The organism is Bradyrhizobium sp. SPXBL-02, assembly GCF_051853065.1.
Taxonomy (GTDB): Bacteria; Pseudomonadota; Alphaproteobacteria; order Rhizobiales; family Xanthobacteraceae; genus Bradyrhizobium.
This window is the reverse complement of the sequence record NZ_CP182474.1, coordinates 2,532,804-2,559,065: the sequence shown is the minus strand read 5'-3', so window position 1 is coordinate 2,559,065 and position 26,262 is coordinate 2,532,804. Positions and strand designations below refer to the sequence as shown.

General features: G+C 64.6%; 26 protein-coding genes. 9 read left to right on the top strand and 17 right to left on the bottom strand.

The genetic code is table 11. From position 1 onward, the window contains the following. Nucleotides 1–7 precede the first annotated feature (7 nt). From hutU to hutI, 3 genes are read right to left on the bottom strand one after another with little or no spacing between them, the layout of a single operon-like run. On the bottom strand, nucleotides 8–1,678 hold the full coding sequence (hutU, locus tag ACNJYD_RS11515; RefSeq protein ID WP_439366447.1) for a urocanate hydratase: 1,671 nt from the start codon (nucleotides 1,676–1,678) through the stop codon (nucleotides 8–10). Between the two features lie 10 nt (nucleotides 1,679–1,688). Beyond that, entirely contained in the window at nucleotides 1,689–3,248 is a 1,560-nt protein-coding gene (hutH, locus tag ACNJYD_RS11510; RefSeq protein ID WP_439366446.1) for a histidine ammonia-lyase, read from the bottom strand. Next, nucleotides 3,245–4,459, bottom strand: a complete 1,215-nt coding sequence (gene hutI, locus ACNJYD_RS11505) for an imidazolonepropionase (protein WP_439366445.1) — start codon at nucleotides 4,457–4,459, stop codon at nucleotides 3,245–3,247. The genes hutH and hutI overlap by 4 nt, the downstream gene beginning before the upstream one ends. Before the next feature lie 87 nt (nucleotides 4,460–4,546). Here hutI and ACNJYD_RS11500 point away from each other — a divergent pair, with 87 nt between their 5' ends. The 7 genes from ACNJYD_RS11500 to ACNJYD_RS11470 all read left to right on the top strand — a co-directional run bounded on the left by ACNJYD_RS11500 (nucleotide 4,547) and on the right by ACNJYD_RS11470 (nucleotide 12,132). Then, the gene (locus ACNJYD_RS11500; protein ID WP_439366444.1) at nucleotides 4,547–5,905 is read left to right on the top strand and encodes a formimidoylglutamate deiminase; all 1,359 of its coding nucleotides are present in this window, start codon (nucleotides 4,547–4,549) and stop codon (nucleotides 5,903–5,905) included. Further along, nucleotides 5,902–6,627 carry a histidine utilization repressor gene (hutC, locus tag ACNJYD_RS11495; protein WP_212255242.1) on the top strand — a complete coding sequence of 242 codons (726 nt, stop codon included), beginning with the start codon at nucleotides 5,902–5,904 and terminating at the stop codon, nucleotides 6,625–6,627. Before ACNJYD_RS11500 ends, hutC begins: the two co-directional genes overlap by 4 nt. A gap of 105 nt (nucleotides 6,628–6,732) precedes the next feature. Further along, nucleotides 6,733–7,677 (top strand): ABC transporter substrate-binding protein, encoded by a 945-nt coding sequence (locus ACNJYD_RS11490; RefSeq protein WP_439366443.1) that lies wholly within the window; start codon nucleotides 6,733–6,735, stop codon nucleotides 7,675–7,677. A 61-nt stretch (nucleotides 7,678–7,738) separates the two neighbouring features. Further along, nucleotides 7,739–8,512: an ABC transporter permease gene (locus ACNJYD_RS11485; RefSeq protein WP_439366442.1), complete on the top strand. Its 774-nt coding sequence runs from the start codon at nucleotides 7,739–7,741 to the stop codon at nucleotides 8,510–8,512. Next, complete coding sequence (locus ACNJYD_RS11480) at nucleotides 8,509–9,294, top strand: ABC transporter ATP-binding protein (RefSeq protein WP_439366441.1); 786 nt, start codon at nucleotides 8,509–8,511, stop codon at nucleotides 9,292–9,294. Before ACNJYD_RS11485 ends, ACNJYD_RS11480 begins: the two co-directional genes overlap by 4 nt. After that, nucleotides 9,287–10,513, top strand: a complete 1,227-nt coding sequence (locus ACNJYD_RS11475) for a Zn-dependent hydrolase (RefSeq protein WP_439366440.1) — start codon at nucleotides 9,287–9,289, stop codon at nucleotides 10,511–10,513. Before ACNJYD_RS11480 ends, ACNJYD_RS11475 begins: the two co-directional genes overlap by 8 nt. Before the next feature lie 467 nt (nucleotides 10,514–10,980). Continuing rightward, entirely contained in the window at nucleotides 10,981–12,132 is a 1,152-nt protein-coding gene (locus tag ACNJYD_RS11470) for an MFS transporter (protein ID WP_439366439.1), read from the top strand. Here ACNJYD_RS11470 and msrA read toward each other — a convergent pair. From msrA to ACNJYD_RS11445, 5 genes are all read right to left on the bottom strand, one after another. Beyond that, a complete protein-coding gene (gene msrA, locus ACNJYD_RS11465; protein WP_439366438.1) occupies nucleotides 12,129–12,644 on the bottom strand; it encodes a peptide-methionine (S)-S-oxide reductase MsrA in 516 nt (171 codons plus the stop codon). The genes ACNJYD_RS11470 and msrA overlap by 4 nt on opposite strands. Nucleotides 12,645–12,773: 129 nt before the next feature. Next, entirely contained in the window at nucleotides 12,774–13,196 is a 423-nt protein-coding gene (locus ACNJYD_RS11460) for an OsmC family protein (RefSeq protein ID WP_172785607.1), read from the bottom strand. Nucleotides 13,197–13,215: 19 nt separating this feature from the next. Continuing rightward, on the bottom strand, nucleotides 13,216–15,537 hold the full coding sequence (locus ACNJYD_RS11455) for a molybdopterin guanine dinucleotide-containing S/N-oxide reductase (RefSeq protein WP_439366437.1): 2,322 nt from the start codon (nucleotides 15,535–15,537) through the stop codon (nucleotides 13,216–13,218). Nucleotides 15,538–15,707: 170 nt separating this feature from the next. Then, nucleotides 15,708–15,890 carry a hypothetical protein gene (locus ACNJYD_RS11450; RefSeq protein ID WP_212255547.1) on the bottom strand — a complete coding sequence of 61 codons (183 nt, stop codon included), beginning with the start codon at nucleotides 15,888–15,890 and terminating at the stop codon, nucleotides 15,708–15,710. 125 nt (nucleotides 15,891–16,015) lie between these two features. Continuing rightward, nucleotides 16,016–16,210, bottom strand: a complete 195-nt coding sequence (locus tag ACNJYD_RS11445) for a hypothetical protein (RefSeq protein ID WP_172785609.1) — start codon at nucleotides 16,208–16,210, stop codon at nucleotides 16,016–16,018. An 87-nt stretch (nucleotides 16,211–16,297) separates the two neighbouring features. On the opposite strand from ACNJYD_RS11445, the gene ACNJYD_RS11440 reads away from it, so the two are divergent. Beyond that, nucleotides 16,298–16,813, top strand: coding sequence for a YciE/YciF ferroxidase family protein (locus ACNJYD_RS11440; protein ID WP_439366436.1), 516 nt, complete (start codon nucleotides 16,298–16,300; stop codon nucleotides 16,811–16,813). A 78-nt stretch (nucleotides 16,814–16,891) separates the two neighbouring features. Here the strand turns inward: ACNJYD_RS11440 and ACNJYD_RS11435 are convergent, their stop codons facing one another. The 4 genes from ACNJYD_RS11435 to ACNJYD_RS11420 form a co-directional block, all read right to left on the bottom strand. Then, on the bottom strand, nucleotides 16,892–17,749 hold the full coding sequence (locus ACNJYD_RS11435) for an SDR family oxidoreductase (RefSeq protein WP_439366435.1): 858 nt from the start codon (nucleotides 17,747–17,749) through the stop codon (nucleotides 16,892–16,894). Nucleotides 17,750–18,057: 308 nt separating this feature from the next. Next, on the bottom strand, nucleotides 18,058–19,029 hold the full coding sequence (locus ACNJYD_RS11430; RefSeq protein WP_439366434.1) for an alpha/beta hydrolase: 972 nt from the start codon (nucleotides 19,027–19,029) through the stop codon (nucleotides 18,058–18,060). Nucleotides 19,030–19,046: 17 nt separating this feature from the next. Continuing rightward, nucleotides 19,047–19,919 (bottom strand): MBL fold metallo-hydrolase, encoded by an 873-nt coding sequence (locus ACNJYD_RS11425; protein ID WP_439366433.1) that lies wholly within the window; start codon nucleotides 19,917–19,919, stop codon nucleotides 19,047–19,049. Between the two features lie 43 nt (nucleotides 19,920–19,962). Then, nucleotides 19,963–21,567 (bottom strand): MFS transporter, encoded by a 1,605-nt coding sequence (locus ACNJYD_RS11420; RefSeq protein WP_439366432.1) that lies wholly within the window; start codon nucleotides 21,565–21,567, stop codon nucleotides 19,963–19,965. 202 nt (nucleotides 21,568–21,769) lie between these two features. On the opposite strand from ACNJYD_RS11420, the gene ACNJYD_RS11415 reads away from it, so the two are divergent. Next, complete coding sequence (locus ACNJYD_RS11415) at nucleotides 21,770–22,654, top strand: LysR family transcriptional regulator (RefSeq protein WP_439366431.1); 885 nt, start codon at nucleotides 21,770–21,772, stop codon at nucleotides 22,652–22,654. 101 nt (nucleotides 22,655–22,755) lie between these two features. Here the strand turns inward: ACNJYD_RS11415 and aroQ are convergent, their stop codons facing one another. The 5 genes from aroQ to ACNJYD_RS11390 are packed head-to-tail and all read right to left on the bottom strand — an operon-like array spanning nucleotide 22,756 to nucleotide 26,238. Then, nucleotides 22,756–23,205 carry a type II 3-dehydroquinate dehydratase gene (gene aroQ / locus ACNJYD_RS11410; protein WP_439366430.1) on the bottom strand — a complete coding sequence of 150 codons (450 nt, stop codon included), beginning with the start codon at nucleotides 23,203–23,205 and terminating at the stop codon, nucleotides 22,756–22,758. A 13-nt stretch (nucleotides 23,206–23,218) separates the two neighbouring features. Next, entirely contained in the window at nucleotides 23,219–23,965 is a 747-nt protein-coding gene (locus ACNJYD_RS11405; RefSeq protein ID WP_246570748.1) for an amino acid ABC transporter ATP-binding protein, read from the bottom strand. A 57-nt stretch (nucleotides 23,966–24,022) separates the two neighbouring features. Then, on the bottom strand, nucleotides 24,023–24,850 hold the full coding sequence (locus ACNJYD_RS11400) for a transporter substrate-binding domain-containing protein (protein ID WP_172785618.1): 828 nt from the start codon (nucleotides 24,848–24,850) through the stop codon (nucleotides 24,023–24,025). 51 nt (nucleotides 24,851–24,901) lie between these two features. After that, nucleotides 24,902–25,558 (bottom strand): amino acid ABC transporter permease, encoded by a 657-nt coding sequence (locus ACNJYD_RS11395; RefSeq protein ID WP_439366429.1) that lies wholly within the window; start codon nucleotides 25,556–25,558, stop codon nucleotides 24,902–24,904. An 11-nt stretch (nucleotides 25,559–25,569) separates the two neighbouring features. After that, nucleotides 25,570–26,238: an amino acid ABC transporter permease gene (locus ACNJYD_RS11390; RefSeq protein WP_212255224.1), complete on the bottom strand. Its 669-nt coding sequence runs from the start codon at nucleotides 26,236–26,238 to the stop codon at nucleotides 25,570–25,572. Nucleotides 26,239–26,262 lie beyond the last annotated feature (24 nt).

The following is a 26,262-nucleotide window of genomic DNA, read 5'->3' as shown; positions in this document are numbered from 1 at the left end:
GCCTCGTCTACTTCGGCAGGCTCGGCAGATCGAGCCCCTTGTCGCGGGCGCAGTCGATCGCGATGTCGTAGCCGGCATCGGCATGACGCATGACGCCGCTGGCGGGATCGTTCCACAGCACGCGCTCGATCCGCTTCGCCGCCTCGGGCGTGCCGTCGGCGACGATCACCATGCCGGCATGCTGCGAATAGCCGATGCCGACGCCGCCGCCATGATGCAGCGACACCCAGGTCGCCCCGCTGGCACAGTTGAGCAGCGCATTGAGCAGCGGCCAGTCGGAGACCGCATCCGATCCGTCCTTCATCGCCTCAGTCTCGCGGTTGGGGCTCGCCACCGAGCCGCTGTCGAGATGATCGCGGCCGATCACGATCGGCGCTTTCAATTCGCCGCGCGCCACCATCTCGTTGAAGGCAAGGCCGAGGCGATGGCGATCGCCGAGGCCGACCCAGCAGATCCGCGCCGGCAGGCCCTGGAACTTGATGCGCTCCTTGGCCATATCGAGCCAATTGTGCAGATGCTTATCGTCGGGCATCAGCTCCTTGACCTTGGCGTCGGTCTTGAAGATGTCCTCGGGATCGCCCGACAGCGCGGCCCAGCGGAAGGGCCCGATACCGCGGCAGAACAGGGGACGGATATAGGCGGGCACGAAGCCGGGGAAATCGAACGCGTTCTTCAGGCCCATGTCCTGCGCCATCTGGCGGATATTGTTACCGTAGTCGAGCGTCGGAATGCCCTGGGCATGGAAGTCCAGCATGGCCTGGACATGCTCGACCATCGACGTCTTGGAGGCGCGCTCCACCGTCTTCGGATCGGACGCACGCTTGGCTTCCCACTCAGCGAGCGTCCAGCCCTTCGGCAAGTAGCCGTTGATCGGATCATGGGCGCTGGTCTGGTCGGTGACGATATCAGGCTTGACGCCGCGGCGGACCAGTTCGGGGAAAATCTCGGCGGCATTGCCGAGCAGGCCGACCGAGACCGCCTTCTTCGTCTTCCCGGCGTCCGCCATGATCGCGAGCGCTTCGTCGAGCGTTGCGGCCTGCCGGTCGAGATAGCCGGTCCGTAGGCGCATCTCGATGCGGCTCGGCTGGCATTCGACTGCAAGCATCGAAGCGCCGGCCATGGTCGCGGCCAGCGGCTGCGCACCGCCCATGCCTCCCAAGCCGGCCGTGAGAATCCATTTGCCGGCGAGGCTGCCGCCATAATGGCGACGGCCGACCTCGACGAAGGTTTCATAGGTGCCCTGCACGATGCCCTGGCTGCCGATATAGATCCAGGAGCCCGCCGTCATCTGGCCGTACATCATAAGACCCTGGCGATCGAGCTCGTTGAAATGATCGAGCGTGGCCCAATGCGGCACGATGTTGGAGTTCGCGATCAGTACGCGCGGCGCGTCGGCATGGGTCCGGAAGACACCGACCGGCTTACCGGACTGCACCAGCAACGTCTGGTCGCTCTCGAGCTTGCGCAAGGCCGCAACGATCCGGTCAAAACTTTCCCAGTCGCGTGCCGCGCGCCCGATGCCACCATAGACGACGAGCTCGCTCGGGCGCTCCGCAACGTCTGGGTCGAGATTGTTCATCAGCATGCGCAACGGCGCTTCCGTGAGCCAGCTCTTGGCGCTGATGTCGCTGCCGCGGGGAGCGCGGATGGTGCGGTCATTGTCCAGTCGGCGGTTCATGTGGACCTCTTCAGACGAGTCTCGGAAACGGATCGGAACGAAGCTGGGCGACCGCGGCAGCCGGAAGCGCATCGGCTTCGATCAATGCAGCGGCCTTGGCGAGATCGCCGGCCATGTAGCGATCGGCAGCGAGCGCAGGCACCTGCTCACGCAACGCGGCAATGACTGCGACCAGCGGCGCGCTGGTCGCATGTGGCGCGCGCAGCGTGATGCCTTGGGCGGCGACCAGAAGCTCGATGCCGAGAATGGCGGCGAGATTGTCGGCCATGTCGGACAGGCGCCGCGCGGCATGCGCGGCCATCGAGACATGGTCCTCCTGGTTGGCGCTGGTCGGCGTCGAATCGATCGAGCAGGCGAGCGCACGCTGCTTGTTCTCGGCATAGAGCGCGGCCGCCGTCACCTCGGCGATCATGAAGCCGGAATTGAGGCCGGGATCGGGGGTGAGGAATGGCGGCAGGCCGAAATTGAGCGCGGGATCGACCAGCGTCGCGATGCGCCGCTCGCTGATCGCGCCGATCTCCGACAGCGCCAGTGCGAGTGCATCGGCGGCGAAGGCCACCGGCTCGGCGTGGAAATTGCCGCCGGAGACGATCTCCGCGGTCTCGACCAGCACCAGCGGGTTGTCGGTGACCGCGTTGGCCTCGACGATCAGCGTGCGTGCGGCCTGCGTGATCAGATCGAGGGCTGCGCCTGCGACCTGTGGCTGGCAGCGCAGGCAATAAGGATCCTGGACACGCTCGTCGCCTTCGAGGTGAGAGAGGCGGATGTCGCTGCCGTCGAGCAGCGCGGTCAACGTCGCGGCCGCCGCGATCTGGCCGGCATGGCCGCGCAGCGCCTGGATTTCGGGACGGAACGGTGCCGTCGAGGCCATCGCCGCATCCACCGACAGCGCACCGGTCACGAGTGCGGCGCGGGCGAGGCGATATGCACGCAGCACGCCTGATATGGCGTAGGCCGTCGAGAATTGCGTGCCGTTGATCAGCGCGAGGCCTTCCTTCGGCCCGAGGGTCAGCGGCTTGACGCCGGCCGCCGCGAGAGCGTCGGCGCCGGATACGGTTTTCCCGTCAACGATCGCCTGCCCTTCGCCGATCATCACGGCCGTCATGTGCGCGAGCGGTGCCAGATCGCCGGAGGCGCCGACCGAGCCCTGCTGCGGCACCAGCGGACAGACGCCACGGGCCAGCATGTCCTGCAACTGCTCGATCACCGCGCGGCGCACGCCGGAGGCGCCACGTCCGAGCGAGACGATCTTCAACGCCATCATCAACCGCACGATCGGCTCCGGCGTTGCCGGGCCGACGCCGCAGCAATGCGAGACGATGAGGTTGCGCTGGAGCAGCGCGGTCTGGTCCGGCGGAATGCGCTTGGAGGCCAGCTTTCCAAAACCGGTGTTGATGCCGTAGACGGGGACGTCCGCCTGCGCAGCTCGCGTAACGATTTGCGCAGCCGCCTCGACACGCGGCCAGAACGAAGGATCGAGCACGACCGGGGCGCCTTCGAGCACGCGCGCGAGATCGTCGAGGCTCACTGTTCCCGGCTTGACGAGGATCGCTGTTTCCTGCTCCGTCACTGCCCCCTCCATACCCGCTTGTGCAGCGGATTGAAGCCGATGCGGTAGACCAGCTCGGCGGGGCGCTCGATGTCCCAGATCGCAAGGTCGCAGCACTTGCCGGCTTCCAGTGTGCCGGTCTCATTCAACAGGCCGAGCGCCCGCGCGCCTTCACGGGTGACGCCGGCAAGGCACTCGGCCACATTCATCCGGAACAGGGTCGCACCCATGTTCATCGCGAGCAGCAGCGAGGTCAGCGGCGAACTGCCGGGATTGCAGTCGGTCGCCAGCGCCATGGCAACGCCGTGCTTACGGAACGTCTCGACCGGCGGCTTCTGCGTCTCGCGAATGAAGTAGAACGCGCCGGGCAGCAGCACCGCCACCGTGCCGGCGCTCGCCATTGCGACGGCACCGGCCTCATCGGTGTGCTCGAGATGATCGGCCGAGAGCGCCGAGAATCTCGCGGCAAGCGCAGCGCCGCCGAGATTCGAGAGCTGGTCGGCATGGAGCTTAACCGGCAGTCCAAGTCCCCTCGCCGTTTCGAACACTCGCGCGGTCTGCTCGGCGGAGAATGCGATGCCCTCCATGAAGGCGTCGACGGCGTCGGCGAGGCCCGCTTTTGCGACCGCCGGCAGCATCTCCTTGCAGACCAGATTGATGTAACGATCCTTGTCGCCGTCGGCCTCGACCGGCAGCGCATGCGCGCCCAAAAACGACGTGCGGATCGTAACCGGCCGCTCGCGGCCGAGGCTGCGCGCGGCCGCCAGCTGCCGCATCTCGGTCTCGGTATCGAGACCATAGCCGGACTTGATCTCGACCGTGGTGGCGCCCTCAGCCGTCAGCGCGTCGAGCCGCGGCAGCGCGCCTGCGACGAGCTCGGCTTCGCTGGCCTTGCGCGTCGCCGCCACGGTCGAGACGATGCCGCCGCCGGCGCGCGCGATCTCTTCGTAGCTCGCCCCCTTCAGGCGCAGCTCGAATTCATGCGCGCGGTCGCCGCCATAGACCAGATGGGTATGGCAGTCGACGAGACCGGGCGTGATCCAGCGCCCCTCGCAATCGATCCGCTCGATCGCGTCCGCATCGACGGGAAAGTCCGCTATCGCGCCCGCATAGGCGATGTGGCCGCCGCGTGCGGCGATGACACCATGCTCGATCTCGCCAAGATCGGGACGGTCGGCCCGCATCGTCGCGAGGCGGGCATTGTGCCAGATCCGGTCGAAGCGCTCTGCCATGCGGGTATCCATTCGCCCTGGGGATGCTTGACTTATATGTCTAGACATATAATCGTAAGGCGGTTCTGTCCAGCCGGCGTGTAAATCATGACCCGACTGCATTTCGCTTCCGCGCTCCTGCCTTCGGGCTGGGCCAATGACGTGCAGGTGGTCGTCACCGCCGGCGCGATCGCGGCGGTGACACCGGGCGTGGCGCCGGCCGCCGGCGACGAGCGCCACGCCATCGCGCTTCCGGGACTTGCAAGCCTGCACAGTCACGCCTTCCAGCGCGGCATGGCCGGCCTCGCGGAGCTGCGCGGCGATTCCACCGACACGTTCTGGACCTGGCGCGAGACGATGTATCGCTTCGCGCTGGCCATGACGCCCGACGACGTCGCGGCCGTTGCGACGCTGCTCTATGTCGAAATGCTCGAGCAGGGTTTTACCCGCGTCGGCGAATTCCACTATCTGCACCACGACCGCGACGGATCGCCCTACGCTGACCCCGCCGAGATCGCCGAGCGCATTGCCCAGGCGGCCGAAGCCTCCGGCATTGCGCTGACGCTGCTGCCGAGTTTCTATGCGCATGGCTCGTTTGGAGGCGCAGCGCCGCATGCCGGGCAGCGCCGCTTCATCTGCACGGTCGATCGGTTCGCTGCATTGATGACGGCATCGCGCAAGGTGATCAGCGCACTGCCGGGCGCCAATATCGGCATCGCCCCGCACAGTTTGCGCGCTGTGGCGCCGGACGAGCTTGCGGCGATCATTCCGCTCGCGAACGGCGGACCGGTGCACATTCATGCCGCCGAGCAGGTGAAGGAGGTCGAGGATTGCCTCGCCTGGTCGGGCCGGCGTCCGGTGCAATGGCTGCTGGAGCACGCCCCGCTCGATCGGCGCTGGTGTCTCATTCACGCGACCCACATGACGAGTGAGGAGGTGACGGCGTTCGCCAGGACCGGTGCGGTGGCGGGCCTCTGTCCCGTTACGGAAGCGAGCCTCGGCGACGGCGTTTTTTCGGCGCGGGAGTTTGTCGCCGCCGGCGGCCTTTTCGGCGTCGGTACCGATTCCAACGTGTTGATTGGCGCAGCCGACGAATTGCGCCAGCTCGAATACGGCCAGCGGCTCAAGCACCGCCAGCGCAACGTGCTCTCCGGCGGCGCAGGTCATTCCACAGGACGCTCGCTGTTCGACAGAGCGCTCGCCGGCGGCGCGCGGGCGCTGGCGCAGCCGACGGTCGGCCTCACACCCGGTGCACGCGCCGACATCGTCACGCTCGACGCGGCGCATCCTTCGTTGGCAGGACGCGCGCACGATGCCGTCATCGACGGCTGGATCTTCGCCGCCGGCGGCGCCGCCATCGATTGCGTCTGGGCCGGCGGCCGCAAGGTGGTCGAGCGCGGTCAGCATGGATTGCGCCAAGCCGCACGCGAACGCTTCAACGCATCGATCCGGAGGCTCGTCGCATGAGCCTCGTCACCGATGCCGACAAGCCGACGCTCTACAAGCGCATCCGCGCCGACATCGAGAAGCGCATCTTGACCGGCGAATGGCCGCCCGGCCACCGCATTCCCTTCGAGCACGAGCTGGTGGCGCGCTACGGCTGCTCGCGCATGACCGTGAACAAGGCGTTGTCGGAGCTCGCGCAAGCCGATCTGATCGAGCGGCGGCGGCGCGCCGGCTCGTTCGTGCGCCGGCCGCAGCATCAGTCGGCGGTGCTCAAGATCGCCGACATCCGCGCCGAGATCTCCGCGCTTGGACGCAGCTACGGCTACGAGCTGATCGGCCGCAAGCTGCGCGCGGCGACGGCCGCCGACCGCGATCGCCTCGGCGTGAAGAAGGCCGGCAAGGTGGTCGCGATCACCTGCCGACATAGCGCCGATAATGTGCCTTTCGCGGTCGAGGACAGGCTGATCGACCTCTCGTCCGTGCCCGACGCCGCGGCCGCCGATTTCTCGCGCGAACCGCCAGGCTCCTGGCTGCTTCACCATGTCCCATGGACCGAGGCCGAGCATACGATCAGTGCCATCGTTGCGGACGACCGCACGGCGGAAGCGCTCGACATTGCCGTCGGCGCCCCCTGCCTCGTGATCGACCGCTACACCTGGCGCAGCGCACGCACCATCACCGCGGTGCGCCTGCTCTATCCCGGTGACTCTCACCGCCTTGTCGCCCGATTCAAGGGAGGCTGAGAGGACATGTCGGCACAATTCGTGCAACGCATCGGGCAACGGTCCAGGTGGGCCGACAGTGATCAACAGGACGTCAAACCATCGATCGGCAAGAGGACGAAAATCATGCGTAGTTCGAAAGTATTTGCGACAATCATTGCCCTCGCGGTGGCCACCCCCGCGCTCGCCGACGACGTCAAGGTCGGCGTCGGCATCTCCGGCTGGACCGGATTCGCGCCGCTGACGCTGGCGAAGGAGGCGGGCATCTTCAAGAAGAATGGCCTCGACGTCACCATCAAGAAGATCCCCCAGAAGGACCGCCATCTCGCCATCGCCTCCGGCGACATCCAGTGCGCGGCGACCACGGTCGAGACCTGGATCTCCTGGAACGCCAACGGCGTCGCGACCAAGCAGATCTTCCAGCTCGACAAGAGCTACGGCGCCGACGGCATGGCCGTGCGCAACGACGTCGCCGCGATCAAGGACCTCAAGGGCAAGACCGTCGCAGCCTCCGCGCCGGGCACCTCGCCCTATTTCGCGCTGGCCTGGATGCTGAAGAAGAACGGCCTCACCACCAAGGACGTCACGATCGTCAACCTCGAGCCCGCTGCGGCCGCGCAGGCCTTCGTCTCCGGCCAGAACGATGCCGCGATGACCTATGAGCCCTATTTGTCGACGGTGCGTGCCGCGCCCGACAAGGGCAAGATCATCGCGACCACGCTCGACTATCCGATGGTGATGGACACGTTCGGCTGCACGCCGAAGTTCCTCACCGACAATCCCAAGGCCGCCAAGGCCCTCGCCGACAGCTACTTCGAGGCGATCGAGATGATCGCCAAGGACCAGACCAAGTCCTACGAGATCATGGGCGCCGACGTGAAGCAGACCGGCGAGCAGTTCGGCAACTCGGCGAAATATCTGCGCTGGCAGGACAAGGCCGCGAACCAGAAGTTCTTCGCCGGCGACTTCCTGACCTTCAACAAGGAGGCCGCCGAGCTGCTGCTCGAGATCGGCATCATCAAGGCCGCGCCGAAGGTCGAGGACCTCTACGACGCGAGCTTCATCAAGTAACGTTCTCCAAGATGCCGGTTCCGCCTCGGGCGGAGCCGGCGCACCATTCGGATACAGTTTGATGCGTCCCCTGGATCCCGTGACATCGAAGCAGCGTGCGGCGTACGGCTTGGCGTTCTTCGTGCTGTTCGTCGCCCTCTGGTCGTGGGCGACGTTCGGCGGCCATGTGTCGAAGACCTTCCTCGCCAATCCGCTCACCATGGTGCAGGAGGGCCTCGAGCTGCTCGCCAAGCACGGCTTCCTGTTCGACATCGGCATGACGATCTGGCGCGTCGTCGGCGGCTTTGCACTCGCGGCCGTCATTGCGGTGCCGCTCGGCGTGCTGATGGGCGCCTACAAGCCGGTCGAAGCCTTCCTCGAGCCGTTCGTCTCATTTGCACGTTATCTGCCCGCTTCCGCCTTCATCCCGCTGCTGATCCTATGGGCCGGCATCGGCGAATTGCAGAAGCTGCTCGTCATCTTCATCGGTTCGGTGTTCCAGGTCATCCTGATGGTCGCGGTGACGGTCGGCGCCACGCGGCGCGATCTGGTCGAGGCCGCCTACACGCTCGGCGCCAGCGACCGCGGCATCATCCGCCGCGTGCTGCTGCCCTCCTCCGCGCCGGAGATCGCAGAAATCCTGCGGCTGGTGCTGGGCTGGGCCTGGACTTACGTCATCGTCGCCGAGCTGATCGGCTCGTCCTCGGGCATCGGTCACATGATCACCGACAGCCAGGCGCTGCTCAACACCGGCCAGATCATTTTCGGCATCATCGTGATCGGGCTGATCGGCCTCCTCTCCGACTTCATGTTCAAGGCATTCAACGCCTGGCTGTTTCCGTGGAGGCTCGCATGACGATCCTCAAGGTCGAACAGGTCTCGCGCACCTTCCCCGCGCGTCACGGCAACGCGCCGACCAGAGCGCTGGAGCCGACCGACCTCACCATCGGCAACAACGACTTCGTCACCATCCTCGGCCCGTCCGGCTGCGGCAAGTCCACGCTGCTGCGCATCGTCGCGGGCCTCGATCGTCCGACCAGCGGCCGTGTCACCCTCGACGGACGCGAGGTGACCGGCCCGGGCGCCGATCGCGGCATGGTGTTCCAGTCCTACACGCTGTTCCCCTGGCTGACGGTGCGCGAGAACATCGCTTTCGGCCTGCGCGAGCGCGGCGTGTCCGAGGCGGAGCGACACAAGATCGCGAATGCCTTCATCCGCCAGGTCGGACTGTCCGGCTTCGAAAATCATTGGCCGAAGCAGCTCTCCGGCGGCATGCAGCAGCGCACGGCGATCGCGCGCGCGCTCGCCAATGACCCGAAGATCTTGTTGCTCGACGAGCCCTTCGGCGCGCTCGACAACCAGACCCGCGCCCTGATGCAGGAGATGCTGCTCGGGATCTGGGAGCGCGACCAGAAGACGGTGCTGTTCGTCACCCACGACATCGAGGAAGCCATCTTCCTCGGCAGCCGCGTCATCGTCATGAGCGCACGCCCCGGACGCATCAAGGCCGAAATCCATGTGGACCTGCCGCATCCCCGCTCCTACAAGATCAAGACCACGCCGGAATTCGTCCAGCTCAAGGAACGGCTGGTCGAGGAGATCCGCACCGAGGCACTGAAGGTTGCCGAACATGCCTGACACTCGCGCCGACGGACATCGCGTCCTCGCCGACCTCCATGCACTTCGCGCCATCGGCGCCTACAAGACCGGCGTGCACAAGCCGACCTTCTCCGAGCCGCACAAGCTGTCGCTGGAGTGGCTCGTTCAGAAGCTGCCCGAGGCCGATCTTTCCGCGACGATCGACGGCATCGGCAATGTCTTCGGGACGAGCACGAAGCCCGGGCCGAAGCTGCTGGCGGGATCGCACCTGGAAAGCCAGAATTATGCCGGCTGGCTCGATGGCCCGCTCGGCGTCGTCTATGCGCTCGAGGCCGCGCGCGTCCTGAACGCCGACGCTTCCGTGAACGGCGCGGTCGAGGTCGCCGCCTGGTGCGACGAGGAGGGACATTTCGGTCATTTCCTCGGCTCGCGCTCCTATGTCGGACAGGTGGCCGAGGCCGACATCGAAGCCGCCCGCGACCGCACCAGCGGCCGCACCATGCGCGATGCCCTTGCCGACATGGGGCTCGCGGGGCGTCCGCGCATCACCGCCGAGCCGGGACGGCACGTCGGTTATCTCGAGGCGCATATCGAGCAGGGCGACACGCTCGAAAGCGGGCGCCTCGCGATCGGCGTCGTGACGTCCATCGTCGGCATCTGGCAGTACCAGATCAATTTCACCGGCGAGCAGAACCACGCCGGCACCACGCGCATGGCGGTGCGCAAGGATGCCGGCCTCGCGCTGGCCAAGTTCTGCGTCGCGATCGACGAGCGCCTCCCCGCCGTCTGCGGCCCGCGCACGGTCTGGACCACCGGCCGCATCACGCTCGATCCGGGCGCGCCGAGCATCATCCCCGGTGGCGCAGAGATGCTGTTCCAGATTCGCGACGACGATCCGACGGTCATCGCGCGGCTGGAGCAATTGCTCCGGACCATGGCGGACGAGGCCAGTGCCAAGGGCCCCTGCACCGTCAGCGTGACGAAGCTGCGCACCGGCGCACCCGCGATGATGAATGCGGGCTTTCAGGACGCGATCGAGGCCGCGAGCAAGGCCGTCGCCGGCGGCCGATCCATCCGCATGCCCAGCGGCGCCGGCCACGATGCGCAGATGCTGGCAACCGTCATGCCCGCCGGCATGCTGTTCGTGCCGTCGATCGGCGGCATCAGCCATCACTGGACCGAGAACACGGCGGATGCCGACATCGTGACGGGCGCAGAGGTGTTCGTCGAGGCGTGCCGGCGGATCCTTGGCGGCTAGCGCTGCGTCCGGAGCGCGACCGAGAGTTTGGCATCTGCTCTCTCCGCCCGTCATTGCGAGGAGCTCGCGACAAAATTGCGTAGCAATTTTGCGCTGATGCGACGAAGCAATCCAGAATCTATCCGCGGAAAGATTCTGGATTGCTTCGCTGCGCTCGCAATGACGGAGTATGACGCAACTACATTGCTCTTTCAGTGCCGTAGGGTGGGCAAAGGCGCATAGCGCCGTGCCCACCAACCTTGGCAGTAAGCGAGAATGGTGGGCACGCTGCGCTTTGCCCACCCTACGATATTTGAGCTTGTCACACGCAGATACGCCTCGCTCCATCCGGGCAACCGGCCACCTGCAATCGCGACAAGTTGCTCGCAGCTGGCACGAGCTGCGACAATCTGAACGCGGTGCCGACACAAAGCTGCGGCATTTCTCCGCTTTCTCCACCGTCCCGCCTGTACTTCCCCGGAGTTCCCATGTCTTCTGCCGATCGGCCGGCGACCCGTCTTGCCACTCGGCTTGCCTTCCTCGTCGCGGGCTTCGGCATCGCGTGCTGGGCACCGCTGGTGCCGTTCGCGAAGGCGCGGCTCGCCGTCGACGACGGGGTTCTCGGGCTGCTCCTGCTCAGCCTCGGCATCGGCTCGGTCGTCGCGATGCTGCTCACAGGCGTTCTCAGCGCGCGCTACGGCAGCAGGCCGGTCATCGTCGCGGGCGGGCTTGGTCTCACACTGGTGCTGCCGCTGCTGGCGATCGCAAGCTCGCCGCTGTCGCTGGCGCTGGCGCTGCTTGCGTTCGGCGCCGCGCTCGGTTCGATCGACGTCGCCATGAACATCCACGCCGTGGAGGTGGAGCGCGCCGCGGGACGCCCGCTGATGTCCGGGTTCCACGCCCTGTTCAGCATCGGCGGCTTCGCCGGATCCGCGCTGATGACGGCGCTGCTCTCGCTGCAGCTCGGGGCACTCGCCTGTACCCTGATCTGCTCCGTGCTGATGCTGATCGCGATGCTCGTAACCTGGCCGCGCCTGCTTCGCTCGGTGCAGGTGCAGGAAGGCCCATTGTTCGTGCTGCCGCACGGATCGGTGCTGCTGCTGGCGCTGCTCGGCGCCATCACCTTCCTGGTCGAAGGCGCGATGCTCGATTGGGGCGCGCTGCTCGTGATCGGCGCCGGGCTCGTCAGCGAGGCGCAAGGCGGCGTCGGCTACATCGTGTTCTCGATCGCGATGACGATCGGGCGGCTCGGCGGCGACGCGGTCGTTGCGCGCATCGGAGACCGCACGACATTGCTGTGGGGTAGCCTCATTGCGATCGCCGGCTTCGTGGTGCTGCTCACCGCCCCCGTGGCAGCGGTCGCCATCGGCGGATTCCTGCTGATCGGGCTCGGCGCCTCGAACCTCGTGCCTGTGCTGTTCCGCCGGGCGGCGCAGCAAAAGGTGATGCCCACGGGACTTGCGGTCGCGGCGATCACGACAGCAGGCTACGCAGGCGTCCTGCTCGGCCCTGCAGGCGTCGGCTTCGTCGCACAGCTCGGCGGACTGCCGATGGCATTTTGGCTGCTCACCGCCTTGATGGGTCTCGTCACGTTGACGGCGCAGATCGTCACCGCGGAGCAGCGCCCGACCGGGTTTTAGCCTCCGACCGCCGCAGCTCGCCGCGGCAGTTTCCAGCCGGGCCGGATGAAGTGGCAGGTGTAGCCGTCAGGATAACGTTCGAGATAGTCCTGATGCTCGGGCTCGGCTTCCCAGAACTCGCGCGCGGGCGCGACCTCGGTCACCACCTTGCCGGGCCATAGGCCTGACGCCTCGACGTCGGCAATGGTGTCTTCGGCAATCCGCTTCTGCTCCTCGCTGGTGTAGAAGATCGCCGAGCGATAGCTCGTGCCGATATCGTTGCCCTGACGGTTGAGCGTGGTCGGATCATGGATCTGGAAGAAGAACTCCAGCATGGTCCGGAAGCTGGTCCTGGCTGGATCGAACACGATCTCGATCGCTTCGGCATGGCCATCATGATTGCGGTAGGTGGCGTTCTTGACGTGCCCACCGGTGTAGCCGACGCGGGTGGAGATCACGCCCGGCTGCTTGCGGATCAGATCCTGCATGCCCCAGAAGCAGCCTCCGGCCAAAACTGCGCGTTCCGTCGTCATGTGATGTGCTCCCAATGATCGCCAAACAGCTCGTGCATCATATAGGCTTTCGGCCACCCGGCCGAAAGCCACGCATTGACGCGGGTCCACCCGGGCCTGGACCGGACGGACCGGAAGCAAACGCTTGCCCTAGACCAGCTTGGCGTCGAGCGTGATGGCGGCGTTGAGCACCTTGGACACCGGGCAGTTCTTCTCGGCCTCGCCGGCGAACCGGGCGAAGCCGGCATCGTCGAGACCAGGCACTTTCGCCCGCAGGGTCAGCGCGGATTTGCTGATCTTGAAGCCCTTGCCTTCGGGCTCGAGCGTGACGGCGGCTTCGGTCGAGAGCTCGTCCGGCGTGAAACCCGCCATTTGCAGGCCGAAGGCAAGCGCCATGGTGAAACAGCCGGCATGGGCTGCGGCGATCAACTCTTCGGGATTGGTGCCCTTCTCGTTCTCGAAGCGGGTCTTGAACGAATAGGGCGTCGCGGCAAGCACGCCGGATTCGCTCGACAGTTGGCCCGTGCCATCGCGACCAGTGCCCTTCCAGACTGCTGTTGCCTTGCGGATCATCTCAGCTCTCCTTGCTTGCCTAAACCGGATCGAACGCGCGGATCGGCGGCAGATTGCCGGTGAACTTCTCCACCTCGACGGTCGTCAACTGGCCGGTGCAGCCCTGCGCCAGGGACGAGGTGCCGACGTCGCGAGTCAGCACGTTCGGATTGCCGTGAACGCAGAGCGGCGCCTCGTCTTCGGGATCCATCGGATCATACCACGCGCCGGTCGGAAGCTGAACCACGCCGGGCGAGATGCCGTCGGTGACGTGGACCGCGGCGAGGCACGCGCCGCGCTCGTTGAACAGGCGGATGATGTCGCCGTCCTTGATACCGCGCGCCTGTGCATCGACCGGGTTCATGCGCGCGACCTCGCGGCCGCGATGCTTTGCGGAGAGCGAATGCCCGCCGAAATCGAGCTGGCTGTGCAGGCGCGTCACCGGCTGGTTGGCGACGAGGAAGCACGGTGCACCTCGCTTGGGAATATCGGTCTTGTCGAGCCAGACCGGATGGCCCGGACAATCCGCATCGCCGTGCGCTGCGATCTTGGCCGAGAAGATCTCGATCCGTCCGCTCGGCGTCGGCAAAGCGTGATTGACGGGGTCCTCGCGGAAGCGGCGCAGCCGGCCGCCGTCGTCGGGCTGCTGCGGCACGACCAGGCTGCCGCGCGCCCAGAACTCGTCGAAGTCAGGCGCCTCCAGGCCGCGCTTCGCCAGCGAGGCGCGGGTCGGCTCGTAGAGACGCTCCAGCCATTGCCGCGACGTTCGTCCCTCGGTGAAGGGCTCGCGCACGCCGAGAGGTTCGGCGAGATCGGCAAAGATGTCGTAGTCGTCGCGCGCCAGCCCGAACGGCTCGGCGATCCGGTGCATGGCGACCATGAGCGGGTCGTTGGTGGAATAGCCGATGTCCTCGCGCTCCAGCGTCATCGTGGAAGGCAGCACGATGTCGGCGTGGCGGGCGGTGGCGGTCCAGGCGAGCTCGTGCACGACCAGCGTGTCCACCTTCGCGAACGCCTTGCGCAGGCGATTGATGTCCTGATGGTGATGGAACGGATTGCCGCCCGCCCAGTAGACCAGACGAATGTCCGGATAGGTGCGCGTCTCGCCGTTGTAGCGATACGTGCCGCCGGGATTGAGCAGCATGTCGGCGATGCGCGCCACCGGAATGAAATCGGCAACGCCGTTGCGGCCCTGCCCCAGCGTCGGCCCCGGCACGTCGTTGACGCGGCGGCCGTAATAGCCGATCGCCCCCAGCGAATAGGCATAGCCGCCACCGGGAAGGCCGATCTGGCCGAGGGCCGCCGCCAGCACCATGCCCATCCACACCGGCTGCTCGCCATGCTCGGCGCGCTGCAGCGAATGGGAGACGGTGACGAGCGCGCGCTTTCCGGCAAGACGCCGCGCCAGCTTGCGGATCGCATCCGCCTCGACGCCGCAGATCGCGGCGGCCCATTCGGCGTGCTTCGCCTGCCCGTCGCTCTCGCCGTTGAGATAGCGCAGGAAGATTGGCCAGCCCTCGGTGTAGCGATCGAGGAAGGCCTGGTCGTGCAGGTTCTCTCCGACCAGCGTATGGACGATGCCGAGCATCAACGCGGTGTCGGTGCCGGGCACGCAAGCCATCCATTCGGCGCCGGCCTCGACCGGCAGATCGTCGCGCAGCGGGCTGACCAGGATGAACACGCAGCCGCGCGCCCGCGCCGCCGCCATGGCGCCGCGCTCGACATGCTTGCTGATCGAGCCGCCCGCCACCATGGAGTTCTTCAGCGCCATGCCGCCAAAGGCCAGCACGATGTCCGTCTCGGTCGCAATCTGCTCCCAGGTGACGTTGCGCTTGGTGATGTCCTCGTAGCCGGCCAGGATCTGCGGCAGCAGCACCGAGGACGCACCCGAGGAATAGGTGTTGACCGAGCGCACATAGCCGCCCATCGCGATATTGAGGAAGCGATGCACCTGGCTCTGGGCGTGATGGAAGCGCCCGGCACTCGACCAGCCATAGGAGCCGCCGAACACGGCGCCGGGTCCGCGCGCGTCGCGGATGCGGCCGAGCTCGTCGCCGAGGAGATCGAGCGCCTTGTCCCAGCTGACGGAGACGAACTCGTCGCGGCCGCGCCGATCGTCGGGGCCCGGTCCACGCTCGAGCCAGCCGCGGCGGATTGCCGGCTGGGCGATGCGCGCCTGGTGGCGGAGCGCGCCGGGAAAATTGTCGATGATGCCGTTCGGATCGGGATCGCCCGCATAGGCCCTGACCTCCAGCCCGGCCACGCCCTGGCGCGCGGAGAACACGCCCCAATGTGAGGTGTGCGGCTTGAAGCCGTCCGACAGGTCAAGACCGGGGTCGGGGAAGCCAATCGTATCGTCCATCTCTGATCCTTGTTCCGGCGGCGTCGGCAAAGGGTGGTAATATACCGATCCGCTCCGGACGTCGTCGAGATCAGGGTTGACGGGAACGCTGACCTGCCCCGCGCAAAGCCCGCCTCAGGGCTGTTGACACTCCCGAGTGTCATCGAGCGCGTTATGGCGCCGACGCTGCATCATCCGCGTGCGCAGCAATCGACCAGCAGATTCCAGATCCGCTGCGTCTCTTCTCTCTTGTTCGCCTCCGGCACGTTCTCCGCGCTCGACCGATCAAGCGCGGCGATAGTGGGGGGTTGGCGAGGCACGATCCACCGCTCCGAAATCGGGTCGTACCATTTGCCGATATTCATCTCAGTCACGACGGTCGACTCACAAATTGACAGGCTCGGGCCATGCGCCCCGCGCGGTGCTCATTGGAGCCCGTGTGGCGCGCCACCCGATTCACCAATCAGGAGATCGCATGTTGGTTCCAGAACCCGCTGCGTCAGCCTGGCCGGGCCGGATGCAGCGTGCGCGGATGCCGCTCGTGCAGCAATCGCGCGAGCTCCTCACGCTCGGTGTCGCGGCCCTTCATCGCGGTCTCGAACAGTGCTTCCTGGATGTCGCGAGGCATGTCGCCCCACACGTCCATCGCCGCACGCCCGAGCAGGTCCGCAAAATGATCCACTCCGTCGCTCATTCGGCTCTCCCGATCTGCACACGGGAATGGAACAGCGGCGGCCGCACCGCGTTCCACTGCCATCATTGTGAAAAGGAGACGTCTTTTATGGGATTCTTCACCAAGGACATCAAATCGATGGAAGACCTGCTGCTGCACGGGCTCCAGGACATCTATTACGCAGAACAGCAGATTCTGAAAGCGCTGCCGAAGATGATCGACAAGACGACCAACAGGGATCTCGTCGCCGGGCTGAAGGCGCATCTGGAAGAGACCAACAAGCAGGTCGAGCGCCTCGACAAGGTCTTCGCCAAGCTCGGCAAGGAGCCGAGCGGCATGCATTGTCCGGCCATCGACGGCCTGATCAAGGAAGCCGACGAGACCGCCGGGGAGATCGACGACAAGGCCGTGCTGGACGCTGCGATCGTCGCCAACGCACAGGCGGTGGAGCACTACGAAATGTGCCGGTACGGCACGCTGATCGCCTGGGCGGAAGAGCTCGGCCACGACGACATCGTGCGCTTCCTCACCACCAATCTGAACGAAGAGAAGGCCGCCAACACCAAGCTCAACACGGTGGCCCTGCGCAAAGGCGTCAACGCCAAGGCGTCCAACGCCGCGTGATCGAGGCAGACTGAGCAAGACGATGGCGGCGCCCGCGGCGCGGCCATCCTGATCTCCGCTGCGAACAGATACCTCCGGTCAGATGAACGGCTTGCCACCGGTGACGGCCAACGTCGCCCCCGACGTGTAGCTCGAAAGCGGATCGGCCAGCATGACATAGGCCGTCGCGAGCTCGGCCGGCTGACCGGCGCGCTGCATCGGCACCTGCTTGCCGAAGTTCTTGACCCTTTCCTCCGACATGGTCGAGGGAATCAGCGGCGTCCAGATCGGCCCCGGGGCCACCGCATTGACCCGGATGCCCTTCTCGGCCAGCATCTGCGCGAGCCCGCCGGTGAAATTCTGGATGGCACCCTTCGTCGTGGCGTAAGCCAAAAGGCTCGGGTTCGGCATGTCGGAATTCACCGAGGCCGTGTTGATGATCGCGGACCCCGGCCGCATGTGGGGGACGGCAGCCTTGGCCAGATAGAACATGGCGTGGATGTTGGTCTCGAACGTCCGCCGCCATTCGTCGTCGCTGATATCTGCGATGTCCTTGAACGTCGCCTGATGGGCGGCGTTGTTGACGAGGATGTCGATGCCGCCGAGCTCTTGGACGGTGCGACGCACGATGGCGCAACAATGCTCGGGATTGCTGATATCGCCCGGGATCAGGACGGCCTTGCGTCCCTCCCGCTCCACCAGCGCCTTGACCTCGGCCGCATCCTCGTCCTCGTTCAAATAGGAGATGACGATGTCCGCGCCTTCACGCGCATAGGCGATCGCCACCGCGCGGCCGATGCCGCTGTCGCCGCCCGTGATGATGGCCTTCTTTCCGGCAAGACGGCCGGCGCCCTTGTAACTCTCTTCGCCGTGATCCGGTCGCGGCTGCATCGCTCGCGTCGAGCCCGGCATCGGCTGCTGCTGCGCAGGATAAGGCGGCTTTGGATAATCGATCATGGACAACTCCCGGCGTTTGCTGCGCTAACGGAGCGCCGCCGAAAGTGTTCCTGCCGTGCATGAGGATAGACGTGCCCCGGCTCCGCGACGCACCAGGGCTCGCCCGCAGCTTGCGTGAGGCGGGTCGTTCAGATCCGCACTCCGTCTTGCTTCCGAGCGGCCTCGACAACAGGTGAATGCCGCTCACCGATGCTTGCAAAGTTCTCATTTGTCGGCCGGTTCCGCCTCGAAGCAGACTAGCCCCAAAGTCCAAGCTTGCGAGCGCCTTCGAGAGGAAACCACCTCGCGCGTTCATCGCGGCGTGCGTCCTACGCTGGCATTCGTTCGTCAAGGAAACCGTCGACCGCAGCGAAGACCTGCCAGCGATTTTTCTCCATGAATACCGAGTGCGTGCCGTCGCCGATCTCGATCCAGCGGCGATACGGCGCTGCCGATAGCTTGCTGAACACCGTTTGCGCCATATCCATCGGGCAGTCGCGATCCAGGTCGGCATGGACGATCAGGACCGGCATCGTGAGCAAGGAAGGATCATAAAGCGGCTTGCCGGATGCCCAATATTCGCGGCTGTCCTGAACCGTTCCGTTCGGCGCCCGCAGCTTGTCCGACCCAAGTCCCGTGTTGGCAAAAGTTGCCTCCGCCCACGCATCGAACCAGGCCGGCGGCAATATCGCGTTCTTCTTGTCATCGGGAACGCCGTTAAGCCAACGGCTCTTGGCCGCCGATCGCTCGACAACGCGATAGGCGCCGAGGGGTCCGCCGGAATCAGCCGCGCTCGGGTTGGTCCGGAGCCATTGCGGCGCGATCAGAACGAGCTTGTTGACGTGCGCCAGGTTCTCCGAGGCATAGCGTGACATCAGCGTCGTGCCCCACGACCACCCGATCAGGTTGATTCTGTCGACACTTCGCCGTGACCGGACGAACGCAGCAGCACTCGCAACGTCGCGCACAGCGACAGGCGTACGCACGATCGGCTGATTGTCGGACGCCGGTTCTTCCATTTCTGACGGACGGGTCGACCTGCCGTAGCCACGGACATCGACAAGATAGACGTCATAGCCCTGCTGGGCCAGATGATCCATCCAGGACACGCCATCCAGACGCAGATCGAACGAAGTCGACGCCGGATAGGTCGATCCTGCGACGAACAACACGGTCTTCTCGGCCGAAAACCGGACCAGGTCGGACCGTCGCTTGTTGCGAACGAAGAGTTCGATCCCTGCGGTGTCGCTCGGGATCATTATCTCTTCGCTGATGATGCTGTCGGCGATCGATTTTTGCATCTCGGTGTCCTCTCAGGTTACACGAACCGCCAGTCGAACCTATCGCCGCTGCGCGTGACCCGCCCGGCCGACGTGTTGGCGAAATGAGCCGTGAATACGGTCGCTCGATCTTCCGCTGCCTGCTCGAGAAGCCAGCGGCGCGATGCGCGGGCACGCTCTCCGTGCTCACAGAACGCGCTATTCCAGTCCGGACGATAGATCTGAAGCGGCTGATGCATGATATCGCCGCTGAAGAGCGCCTTCTGTCCCAGGTCGGAGAGCTGGACAGCTACGTGACCAGGGCTGTGCCCCGGGGTGGGATGGAACGTAAGACCATCTCCGATCGCGGTTTCGCCCTCGACGATTTCAGCCTGCCCGCTCTGGATGACAGGAAGAACGCTGTCTTCGAATACGCCGGCGCTGAATCCTTCCTTGCCAGCCGGGCCGGACCAATGATCGTACTCGGCCTTGGAGAAGACGTACTTGGCATTCGGGAACGTCGGCACCCAGCGGCCGTTGAGGAGTCGCGTGTTCCAGCCGCAATGATCGGCGTGCAGGTGGGTACAGCAGACATAATCGACCTGTTCGGGTGAGATGCCCGCTTCCGCCAGCCGGTCGAGGAAGGGCAGATTCAGCTGATGAAAGCGCGGCAGCATCGGACGGTTCTTGTCGTTACCCGCGCAACTGTCAATCAGGATCGTGTGGTGCCGCGTTTTCAGAACCCAGGTGTGGATGCTGGCGATGAAGCGGCCCTCCGCCTCGTCGAAGCAATCCGGTATCATCAGCGCTCGGTGCGTCTCCAGAACCGACGGATCCCAATTCGGGAAGAGGAAGTCCGGGGTGAAACCCGGACCTCGCATTTCGATAACCTGACGAATGGCAACGTTGCCGATCGCGTGCACTGCGGTCATTTGAAACAGACTTTCTTGCATTGTGCAGATTGAAACGCGACCGCTACGCCGCCGCCGTCGCGACTGACTGGACCTTGGCCGCTGCCGGCCCGGATCGAAGCCAGAACAAGCCGAGAAAGAACGAGATCGCCGAAACGACCATCACGTAGTACAGGCCAGCGTATATATCGCCGCTCGCAATCTGGAAGGCCGCGGCAATCGCCGGCAAGAGGCCACCGAAATAGCCGTTGCCCACGTGATAGCTGAACGAGACCGACGTGTAGCGCACCTGGGGCGGAAACAGATCGGTCATCGCCGATGCCAGCGGACCAAAGATCATGCCCGCGACCGTGCTGAGCGCCGCCAGCACCAGGATGATCATGCCGAAGTTCATCGCACCTGGATCGGCACGGTTCGGATATCCGGCCTCCTCGAGCGCGAGCTTCAGCTTGCCGGTGAACGCCGCGACGTCCGGAGCCTGCCCTGCCGTGGCAACCGGAATGGCCCTGGCGCCGACGAAAACCGTCGCGACCGCGCCTTTTGCTTCGGACCTGGTGGAATAAGGTGCGCCGAACCGTATCAAGGCGTTCTTGGCGATGTCGCACCCCGTGGTGAATTTCGCCGTCCCGACCGGATTGAATTGGAAGGAACACTCCGATGCATCGGCTGCAACGGTGACAGGGACGACGGCTTGCGCCGTATACAGCGCGGGGTTGGCATAGAAGGTGAGCGCCTTGTAGAGGGGAAGGTAGGTGAAGGTGCCAATGACGCAGGCAGCCAGGATGAATATCTTGGTGCCGTAGCGATCACTCAGCCAGCCGAAGAAAATCATCACCGGCAGCGTCAGCATCAGGGCCGCACCGACCAGGAGACTCGCGATCTGCGGATCGACCTTGGCCGTGCCGGTGAGAAACACCAGAGAATAGATCTGAGCACCGACCAGCAGCACGCTCTGGGGGACCACCATCGCAAACATCGCGATCAGCACGCGCTTCAGATTCGGCCACTCCCGGAGCGTGTCGGAGATCGGAGACTTGGAGAGCGTCCCCTCATTCTTCATCTTGAGGAAGAGCGGCGATTCCTGCAGCTTCAACCGAATCCAGACAGAGATCGCGAGCGGCAACACCGAGCTGATGAACAGGATGCGCCAGCCCCAGTCATTGAAGGCCTCGGGCGTCATGCTGGCGCGCATGAGATACACGGAGAGCATCGAGAGAACGAAGCCGATCGGTGCAGAGGTTTGCAGCCAGGACGTCAGCCAGCCGCGGCGACCCTGCGGGGCATGCTCTGCGATGTAGGTCGCAGCACCGCCATACTCACCGCCGAGCGCCAATCCCTGGATCATTCGCAGCAAGATCAAGATCGAGGTCGCCCACAGGCCGATCGACGCATAGCTCGGCACCAGCCCGACCGCAACGGTTGCAAATCCCATCATCAGGATCGTGGTGAGAAAGGTTTGCTTGCGTCCGATCATGTCGCCGATGCGGCCGAACACCAGCGCTCCAAACGGCCGAACGAGATACCCGGTGCCGAAGGTGAGAAGCGCGAAGACGTTGGCCCAAACCGGGTTGTCGCCCGAGAAGAAGTTGACCGAGATGGCCGAAGCCACCGAGATATACATGAAGAAATCGTACCACTCGATGACCGTACCGACGGTCGCCGCGATCATGACCCTTCGCTGCAACTCGATGGTGGGCTCTGCCGCACCAGGACCGGCGTTTGGTAGATTCCTCATCAGTACCCCCGCAGCTGTCTTGTCCGCTTTCGCGGCACATATGACCCGGCTTGCGTTGATGACCGCTGCCGTGTGATATTTGAAATCGATAGATGAGATAGGGGGTATAATCCTGATGAATATCAGGGGGCATGATATGCCGCTGCTCGTGTCGCTCACGGTGATGCTCGATGAGCGGAACATCACCCGTGCGGCAGCGCGGCTCGGCATCAGTCAACCGGCACTCTCCGCCCAGCTGGCGAGGCTGCGCGATCTATTCGAGGATCAGTTGCTGACGCCTGCCGCATCGGGGAAAGGCATGGTTCTCACCCCGCGGGCAAGCGAGCTCAGGGAGCCCCTGCGGCTCGCGCTTCAGAACCTCCAAGATGTTATCGGCGCGCCAACTGGGTTCGACCCGAAGACATCGGATCGCACCTTCACGATCGGCGCGAACGACAACGCAACCGCCATTGTCGGATCGCGGCTGGTCTCATTCTCGCGGCGGGATGGCTTGTCGGGCATCCGGTTCGCTTTCCGGTCGATCGATTCGACGAAACTGGCCGGCCAGCTCGAGGCGGGAGATCTCGACGTCGCACTGGTTTCCAAAAATGCAGCACCGAGCGGAATGCCGTCACAGCCGCTGCTCGAAGAGCGATTCATGATGGCCCAGCGCAAGGATCATCCGCGCGGGTCGCGACGGCCCATGATGAAGGAGTATTCGCGCCTGGAGCATGTCATCGTTTCGGGAGAAGGCGGCGGCTTTCGCGGCTTCATCGACGATGTCCTGGCGAAGGACGGGTTGACGCGCCGCGTCGCTGTGTCGGTTCAGCACTACAGCGTCGTGCCGCTATTGCTGCAGTCGACCGACCTCGTCTGCACACTTCCGCAGCGCTTTCTCAGCCGCTACCAGGACGTCTTGCAATCTCTGCCCCTGCCCTTCGATACGAGGCCCTTTACGCTGCACGCCACTTGGCACGCCAGATTCGACAACGATCGCGGCCATCAATGGCTTCGGCAGCAACTCAAGGCCTGCGCCACCTGACAACGAGAGCTGAACGCGCCGGAGGCGAAGTCCAGGAGGATCACCGCTGTCTCTTCACCCGCTCCCATCACCATCAGGCGGACGCGCGCCGCCATCCGATGCTATCCCTTCTTCTCATCAAGCAGCTTGGCCACACGACGCAAGCCAAGCAGATAACCCTGAGTGCCGAACCCTGCGATGACCCCATCGGCTCGTTTAGAGACGAACGAGTGGTGGCGGAATTCCTCGCGCTTGTGCACGTTGGAAATGTGCACCTCGATCACTGTCCCCTCGAACGTATTCAAGGCATCCAGGATGGCGACCGACGTATGGGTGAACGCCGCCGGATTCATCACGATACCGGCAGCCGTCTCGCGCGCCTCGTGGATCCAGTCGATCAGCTCGTACTCCCTGTTGGATTGATGGAAGCGAAGCTCCAGGCCAAGCTCCCCGGCCAGCGTTCGGCAATCGCGCTCCACGTCCGCAAGCGTCTCGTGACCGTAGATCTGGGGCTGGCGCTTGCCGAGCAGGTTCAGATTTGGCCCGTTCAGGACGTAGACAAGACGACTCATGAGATAACTCCGTTCAATGATGGGCAAGGATCTCGCCGAGGAACTGTTTGGTGCGGGCATGCTGAGGATTGCGGAAGAAGGCGTCGGGCGCGCCTTCCTCGATGATCTGACCTTCAGCCATGAAGATGACGCGATCGGCAACCTGGCGGGCGAAGCCCATCTCGTGGGTGACGCAGATCATGGTCATGCCATCATTGGCCAGGCCTATCATCGTATCGAGCACCTCCTTGACCATCTCAGGGTCGAGCGCCGAGGTCGGCTCGTCAAACAGCATCACCTTCGGCTGCATACAGAGCGCCCGCGCGATCGCGACGCGCTGTTGCTGACCGCCGGAAAGCTGAGCCGGATATTTCTCGGCCTGGTCACCGATGCGCACGCGCTCGAGGTATTTTCGCGCGGTCGCCTCCGCCTCGGTCTTGCTGATCCGGCGCGCGCGGATCGGCGCGAGCATACAGTTCTGCAACACCGTCATATGCGGAAAAAGGTTGAAGCTCTGAAAGACCATGCCGACGTCCTGACGTACGACATCGATGGCCTTGATGCTGTCGTCCAGCCGATGGCCGTTCACCACGATACTGCCCTGCTGGATCGGCTCCAGGCGGTTGATACAGCGGATCAGCGTCGACTTGCCTGAACCGGACGGACCGCAGAGCACGATCTTTTCACCTCTGCGCACGGTGAGATCGACGTCGCGGAGAGCTTGGTACCCGCCGTACCACTTCTGGACGCCCTTCATTTCAATCAGGATCTGGTCCTGCATGCTGGTCTCCGCCGTTGGGCGGCGGCCGACGCGGATCGCCTCGGCCGCTCGCAGTGCCTATTGGACGGTGAAGGGAACGCCGGGGACAGAGTCCGGAAAGACCGGGACCGGGACCTTCATCCATTTGGCGTAAAAAGCGGCCAACTTGCCGTTCGACTTGATCTGGTCGATGAACTTGTTGGCCGTCTCGTTCCATTCCTTGTCGCCCAGGCGGGTGCAAGCGCCGTTGTAAAGCGCGGTGAAGTGAAGCTTGGGCTCGAAGCCGAGTTCCGGCTTTGCGGCGTTGAGGCGCTGCGGATAAAACAGGTTCGCGCCGACTGCCTGGACCTGGCCGGAGAGCAGTGCCTGGATGGTGGCGGCATCATCGTCGAACCTGCGGATCTCGGTCCCGGACGGCGCGTTGTTGGTCACCTGAGTATCCTGCGTGGACGACCTGGGAACGCCGATGACGAACTTCCTCATGTCGGCATTGCTGTTGATCGGCGTTGCCTGGGCGGCGACCAGCGTGATCTCGTTGGCGACGTAGGGCTTGGAATACTGCACCGCCTTCGCGCGCTCGGGCAGCATGGCCATAGTTGCGAAGAGAATGTCGACGCGGCCCGTGGTCAGCGCCGGAATACGATTGGCCACCGCCAGCGGGACGAACTCGGCTTTCACGCCGAGATATTCAGCGAAGGCACGCCCCATGTCGGCATCGATGCCATCCTGCTTTCCCGAGCTATCCACATAGCCCCACGGTGGATTGTCGCCCTGAATGCCGATGACGACGACGCCCTTCTTCTTCACGTCTTCCAGAGTGCCCGCCTGCGATTCGCCTGCGACAGCGATGGCCCCCAGAGTCAAAAGCGCAACGCCGAGCCGGCGACGATTGAGTGAAAACAACATGAAATTCCTCCTCCTTGTAATGGCTGTATTGATTGAGCAGGTGCGCCATTCCTACCTTTGACTGGCCAGGGCGAGCCTGGCTTCCATCCGGCTGCCCCACCACGAGAGTGGCCAGCAGAGGATGAAATACATTGCGCCGACCACGCCGAAGACGAGCAACGGCTGGAAGGTCTGGTTCGATACGATTTGGCCGGCGCGAGCGAGTTCGATGAAGCCGACGATGGCAGCGAGCGAGGTGCCCTTGATGAGCTGCACGAGATAGCCGATGGTCGCCGGCAGCGAGATGCGGATCGCCTGCGGCAGCACGATATCGCGCATGCGCGACGAATAGTGCAGACCAAGCGCCATCGCTGCCTCGGTCTGGCCACGCGGCACGGCCTGGATCGCTCCGCGCCAGATCTCGCCGAGGAAGGCGGAGGCATTTACGGTAAAACCGATCGCCACCGCGACGAACGCGTCGAGCTTCAAGCCGGTCAGCGCCAATCCGTAATACACGACGAAGAGCTGCAGCAGCAGCGGCGTGCCCTGGAATATCCCGATATAGATGCGGGTCATCCACTCCACGCCCTTGTGGCCGCAGGTGCGCAGCAAAGCGATCGCGAGCCCCGCCGTGCAGCCGCCCACGAACGCGACCAGCGTCAGCAGCATGGTCCATTGCAGACCACGCAGCAGGAAGCCGAACTCGGGAAGGCCAAAATGCGGTGTCATGATCGCCTCCCTCAGCGTGTCGGATATGAGAAGAAGCGGTGAGAGATGATCGCAAAGCCCAGCATCAACAGCCAGGAGATCGCGAGGTAGAGGAAGGTGACGGAGAAGTAGACCTCGAAGCTGCGGAACGTGTCGCTTTCGATGCGCTGCGCAACCGACGTCAATTCGTAGGCCGATACCGCCGAACAGATCGACGAGGTCAGCGTCAGCATGATGAACTGGCCCGTTAGCGAGGGGTAGATCGCGCGAAGCGCGGGCTTGAGCACGATGAACCGGAACACCTGCCCTTTGTGCAGTCCGAGCGCGTAGCCGGCCTCGACCTGTCCCTGATGGATGGATTGCACCCCGCCGCGGATGATCTCGATGGCGTACGCGCCGCCATTGACGCCGAGCGCGATGATGGCGGTGACTGTCGGATTGAGCTTCAATCCGACGAGCGGCAGGGCAAAGAACAGAAAGAAGATCTGCACCAGAAACGGCGTATTGCGCACGATCTCGACGAAGCCGATCACGAGAGCACGCAACCAGACCGCCTTCGAATCGCGTGCCGCGACGCCGGCGACACCGATCAACATCGCGAGTGTCATGCCGGCAAGCGCCAGGCCCAGCGTACCCACGCACCCCCACAGCAGCGCGGGCATGGCATGCCAAACCACCGAGAAATCGAGCGTATAGCCCATCTTGCGTTTCCTCTCGGGCGTTGT

Excerpts from the sequence above, each read along its gene's own strand:
- hutU (WP_439366447.1), bottom strand. The coding sequence starts at position 1,678 with ATGAACCGCCGACTGGACAATGACCGCACCATCCGCGCTCCCCGCGGC.
- hutI (WP_439366445.1), bottom strand. The coding sequence starts at position 4,459 with ATGGCAGAGCGCTTCGACCGGATCTGGCACAATGCCCGCCTCGCGACG.
- ACNJYD_RS11500 (WP_439366444.1), top strand. The coding sequence starts at position 4,547 with ATGACCCGACTGCATTTCGCTTCCGCGCTCCTGCCTTCGGGCTGGGCC.
- hutC (WP_212255242.1), top strand. The coding sequence starts at position 5,902 with ATGAGCCTCGTCACCGATGCCGACAAGCCGACGCTCTACAAGCGCATC.
- ACNJYD_RS11490 (WP_439366443.1), top strand. The coding sequence starts at position 6,733 with ATGCGTAGTTCGAAAGTATTTGCGACAATCATTGCCCTCGCGGTGGCC.
- ACNJYD_RS11485 (WP_439366442.1), top strand. The coding sequence starts at position 7,739 with ATGCGTCCCCTGGATCCCGTGACATCGAAGCAGCGTGCGGCGTACGGC.
- ACNJYD_RS11480 (WP_439366441.1), top strand. The coding sequence starts at position 8,509 with ATGACGATCCTCAAGGTCGAACAGGTCTCGCGCACCTTCCCCGCGCGT.
- ACNJYD_RS11475 (WP_439366440.1), top strand. The coding sequence starts at position 9,287 with ATGCCTGACACTCGCGCCGACGGACATCGCGTCCTCGCCGACCTCCAT.
- ACNJYD_RS11470 (WP_439366439.1), top strand. The coding sequence starts at position 10,981 with ATGTCTTCTGCCGATCGGCCGGCGACCCGTCTTGCCACTCGGCTTGCC.
- msrA (WP_439366438.1), bottom strand. The coding sequence starts at position 12,644 with ATGACGACGGAACGCGCAGTTTTGGCCGGAGGCTGCTTCTGGGGCATG.
- ACNJYD_RS11460 (WP_172785607.1), bottom strand. The coding sequence starts at position 13,196 with ATGATCCGCAAGGCAACAGCAGTCTGGAAGGGCACTGGTCGCGATGGC.
- ACNJYD_RS11455 (WP_439366437.1), bottom strand. The coding sequence starts at position 15,537 with ATGGACGATACGATTGGCTTCCCCGACCCCGGTCTTGACCTGTCGGAC.
- ACNJYD_RS11445 (WP_172785609.1), bottom strand. The coding sequence starts at position 16,210 with ATGAGCGACGGAGTGGATCATTTTGCGGACCTGCTCGGGCGTGCGGCG.
- ACNJYD_RS11440 (WP_439366436.1), top strand. The coding sequence starts at position 16,298 with ATGGGATTCTTCACCAAGGACATCAAATCGATGGAAGACCTGCTGCTG.
- ACNJYD_RS11435 (WP_439366435.1), bottom strand. The coding sequence starts at position 17,749 with ATGATCGATTATCCAAAGCCGCCTTATCCTGCGCAGCAGCAGCCGATG.
- ACNJYD_RS11430 (WP_439366434.1), bottom strand. The coding sequence starts at position 19,029 with ATGCAAAAATCGATCGCCGACAGCATCATCAGCGAAGAGATAATGATC.
- ACNJYD_RS11425 (WP_439366433.1), bottom strand. The coding sequence starts at position 19,919 with ATGACCGCAGTGCACGCGATCGGCAACGTTGCCATTCGTCAGGTTATC.
- ACNJYD_RS11420 (WP_439366432.1), bottom strand. The coding sequence starts at position 21,567 with ATGATCGCGGCGACCGTCGGTACGGTCATCGAGTGGTACGATTTCTTC.
- ACNJYD_RS11415 (WP_439366431.1), top strand. The coding sequence starts at position 21,770 with ATGCCGCTGCTCGTGTCGCTCACGGTGATGCTCGATGAGCGGAACATC.
- aroQ (WP_439366430.1), bottom strand. The coding sequence starts at position 23,205 with ATGAGTCGTCTTGTCTACGTCCTGAACGGGCCAAATCTGAACCTGCTC.
- ACNJYD_RS11405 (WP_246570748.1), bottom strand. The coding sequence starts at position 23,965 with ATGCAGGACCAGATCCTGATTGAAATGAAGGGCGTCCAGAAGTGGTAC.
- ACNJYD_RS11400 (WP_172785618.1), bottom strand. The coding sequence starts at position 24,850 with ATGTTGTTTTCACTCAATCGTCGCCGGCTCGGCGTTGCGCTTTTGACT.
- ACNJYD_RS11395 (WP_439366429.1), bottom strand. The coding sequence starts at position 25,558 with ATGACACCGCATTTTGGCCTTCCCGAGTTCGGCTTCCTGCTGCGTGGT.
- ACNJYD_RS11390 (WP_212255224.1), bottom strand. The coding sequence starts at position 26,238 with ATGGGCTATACGCTCGATTTCTCGGTGGTTTGGCATGCCATGCCCGCG.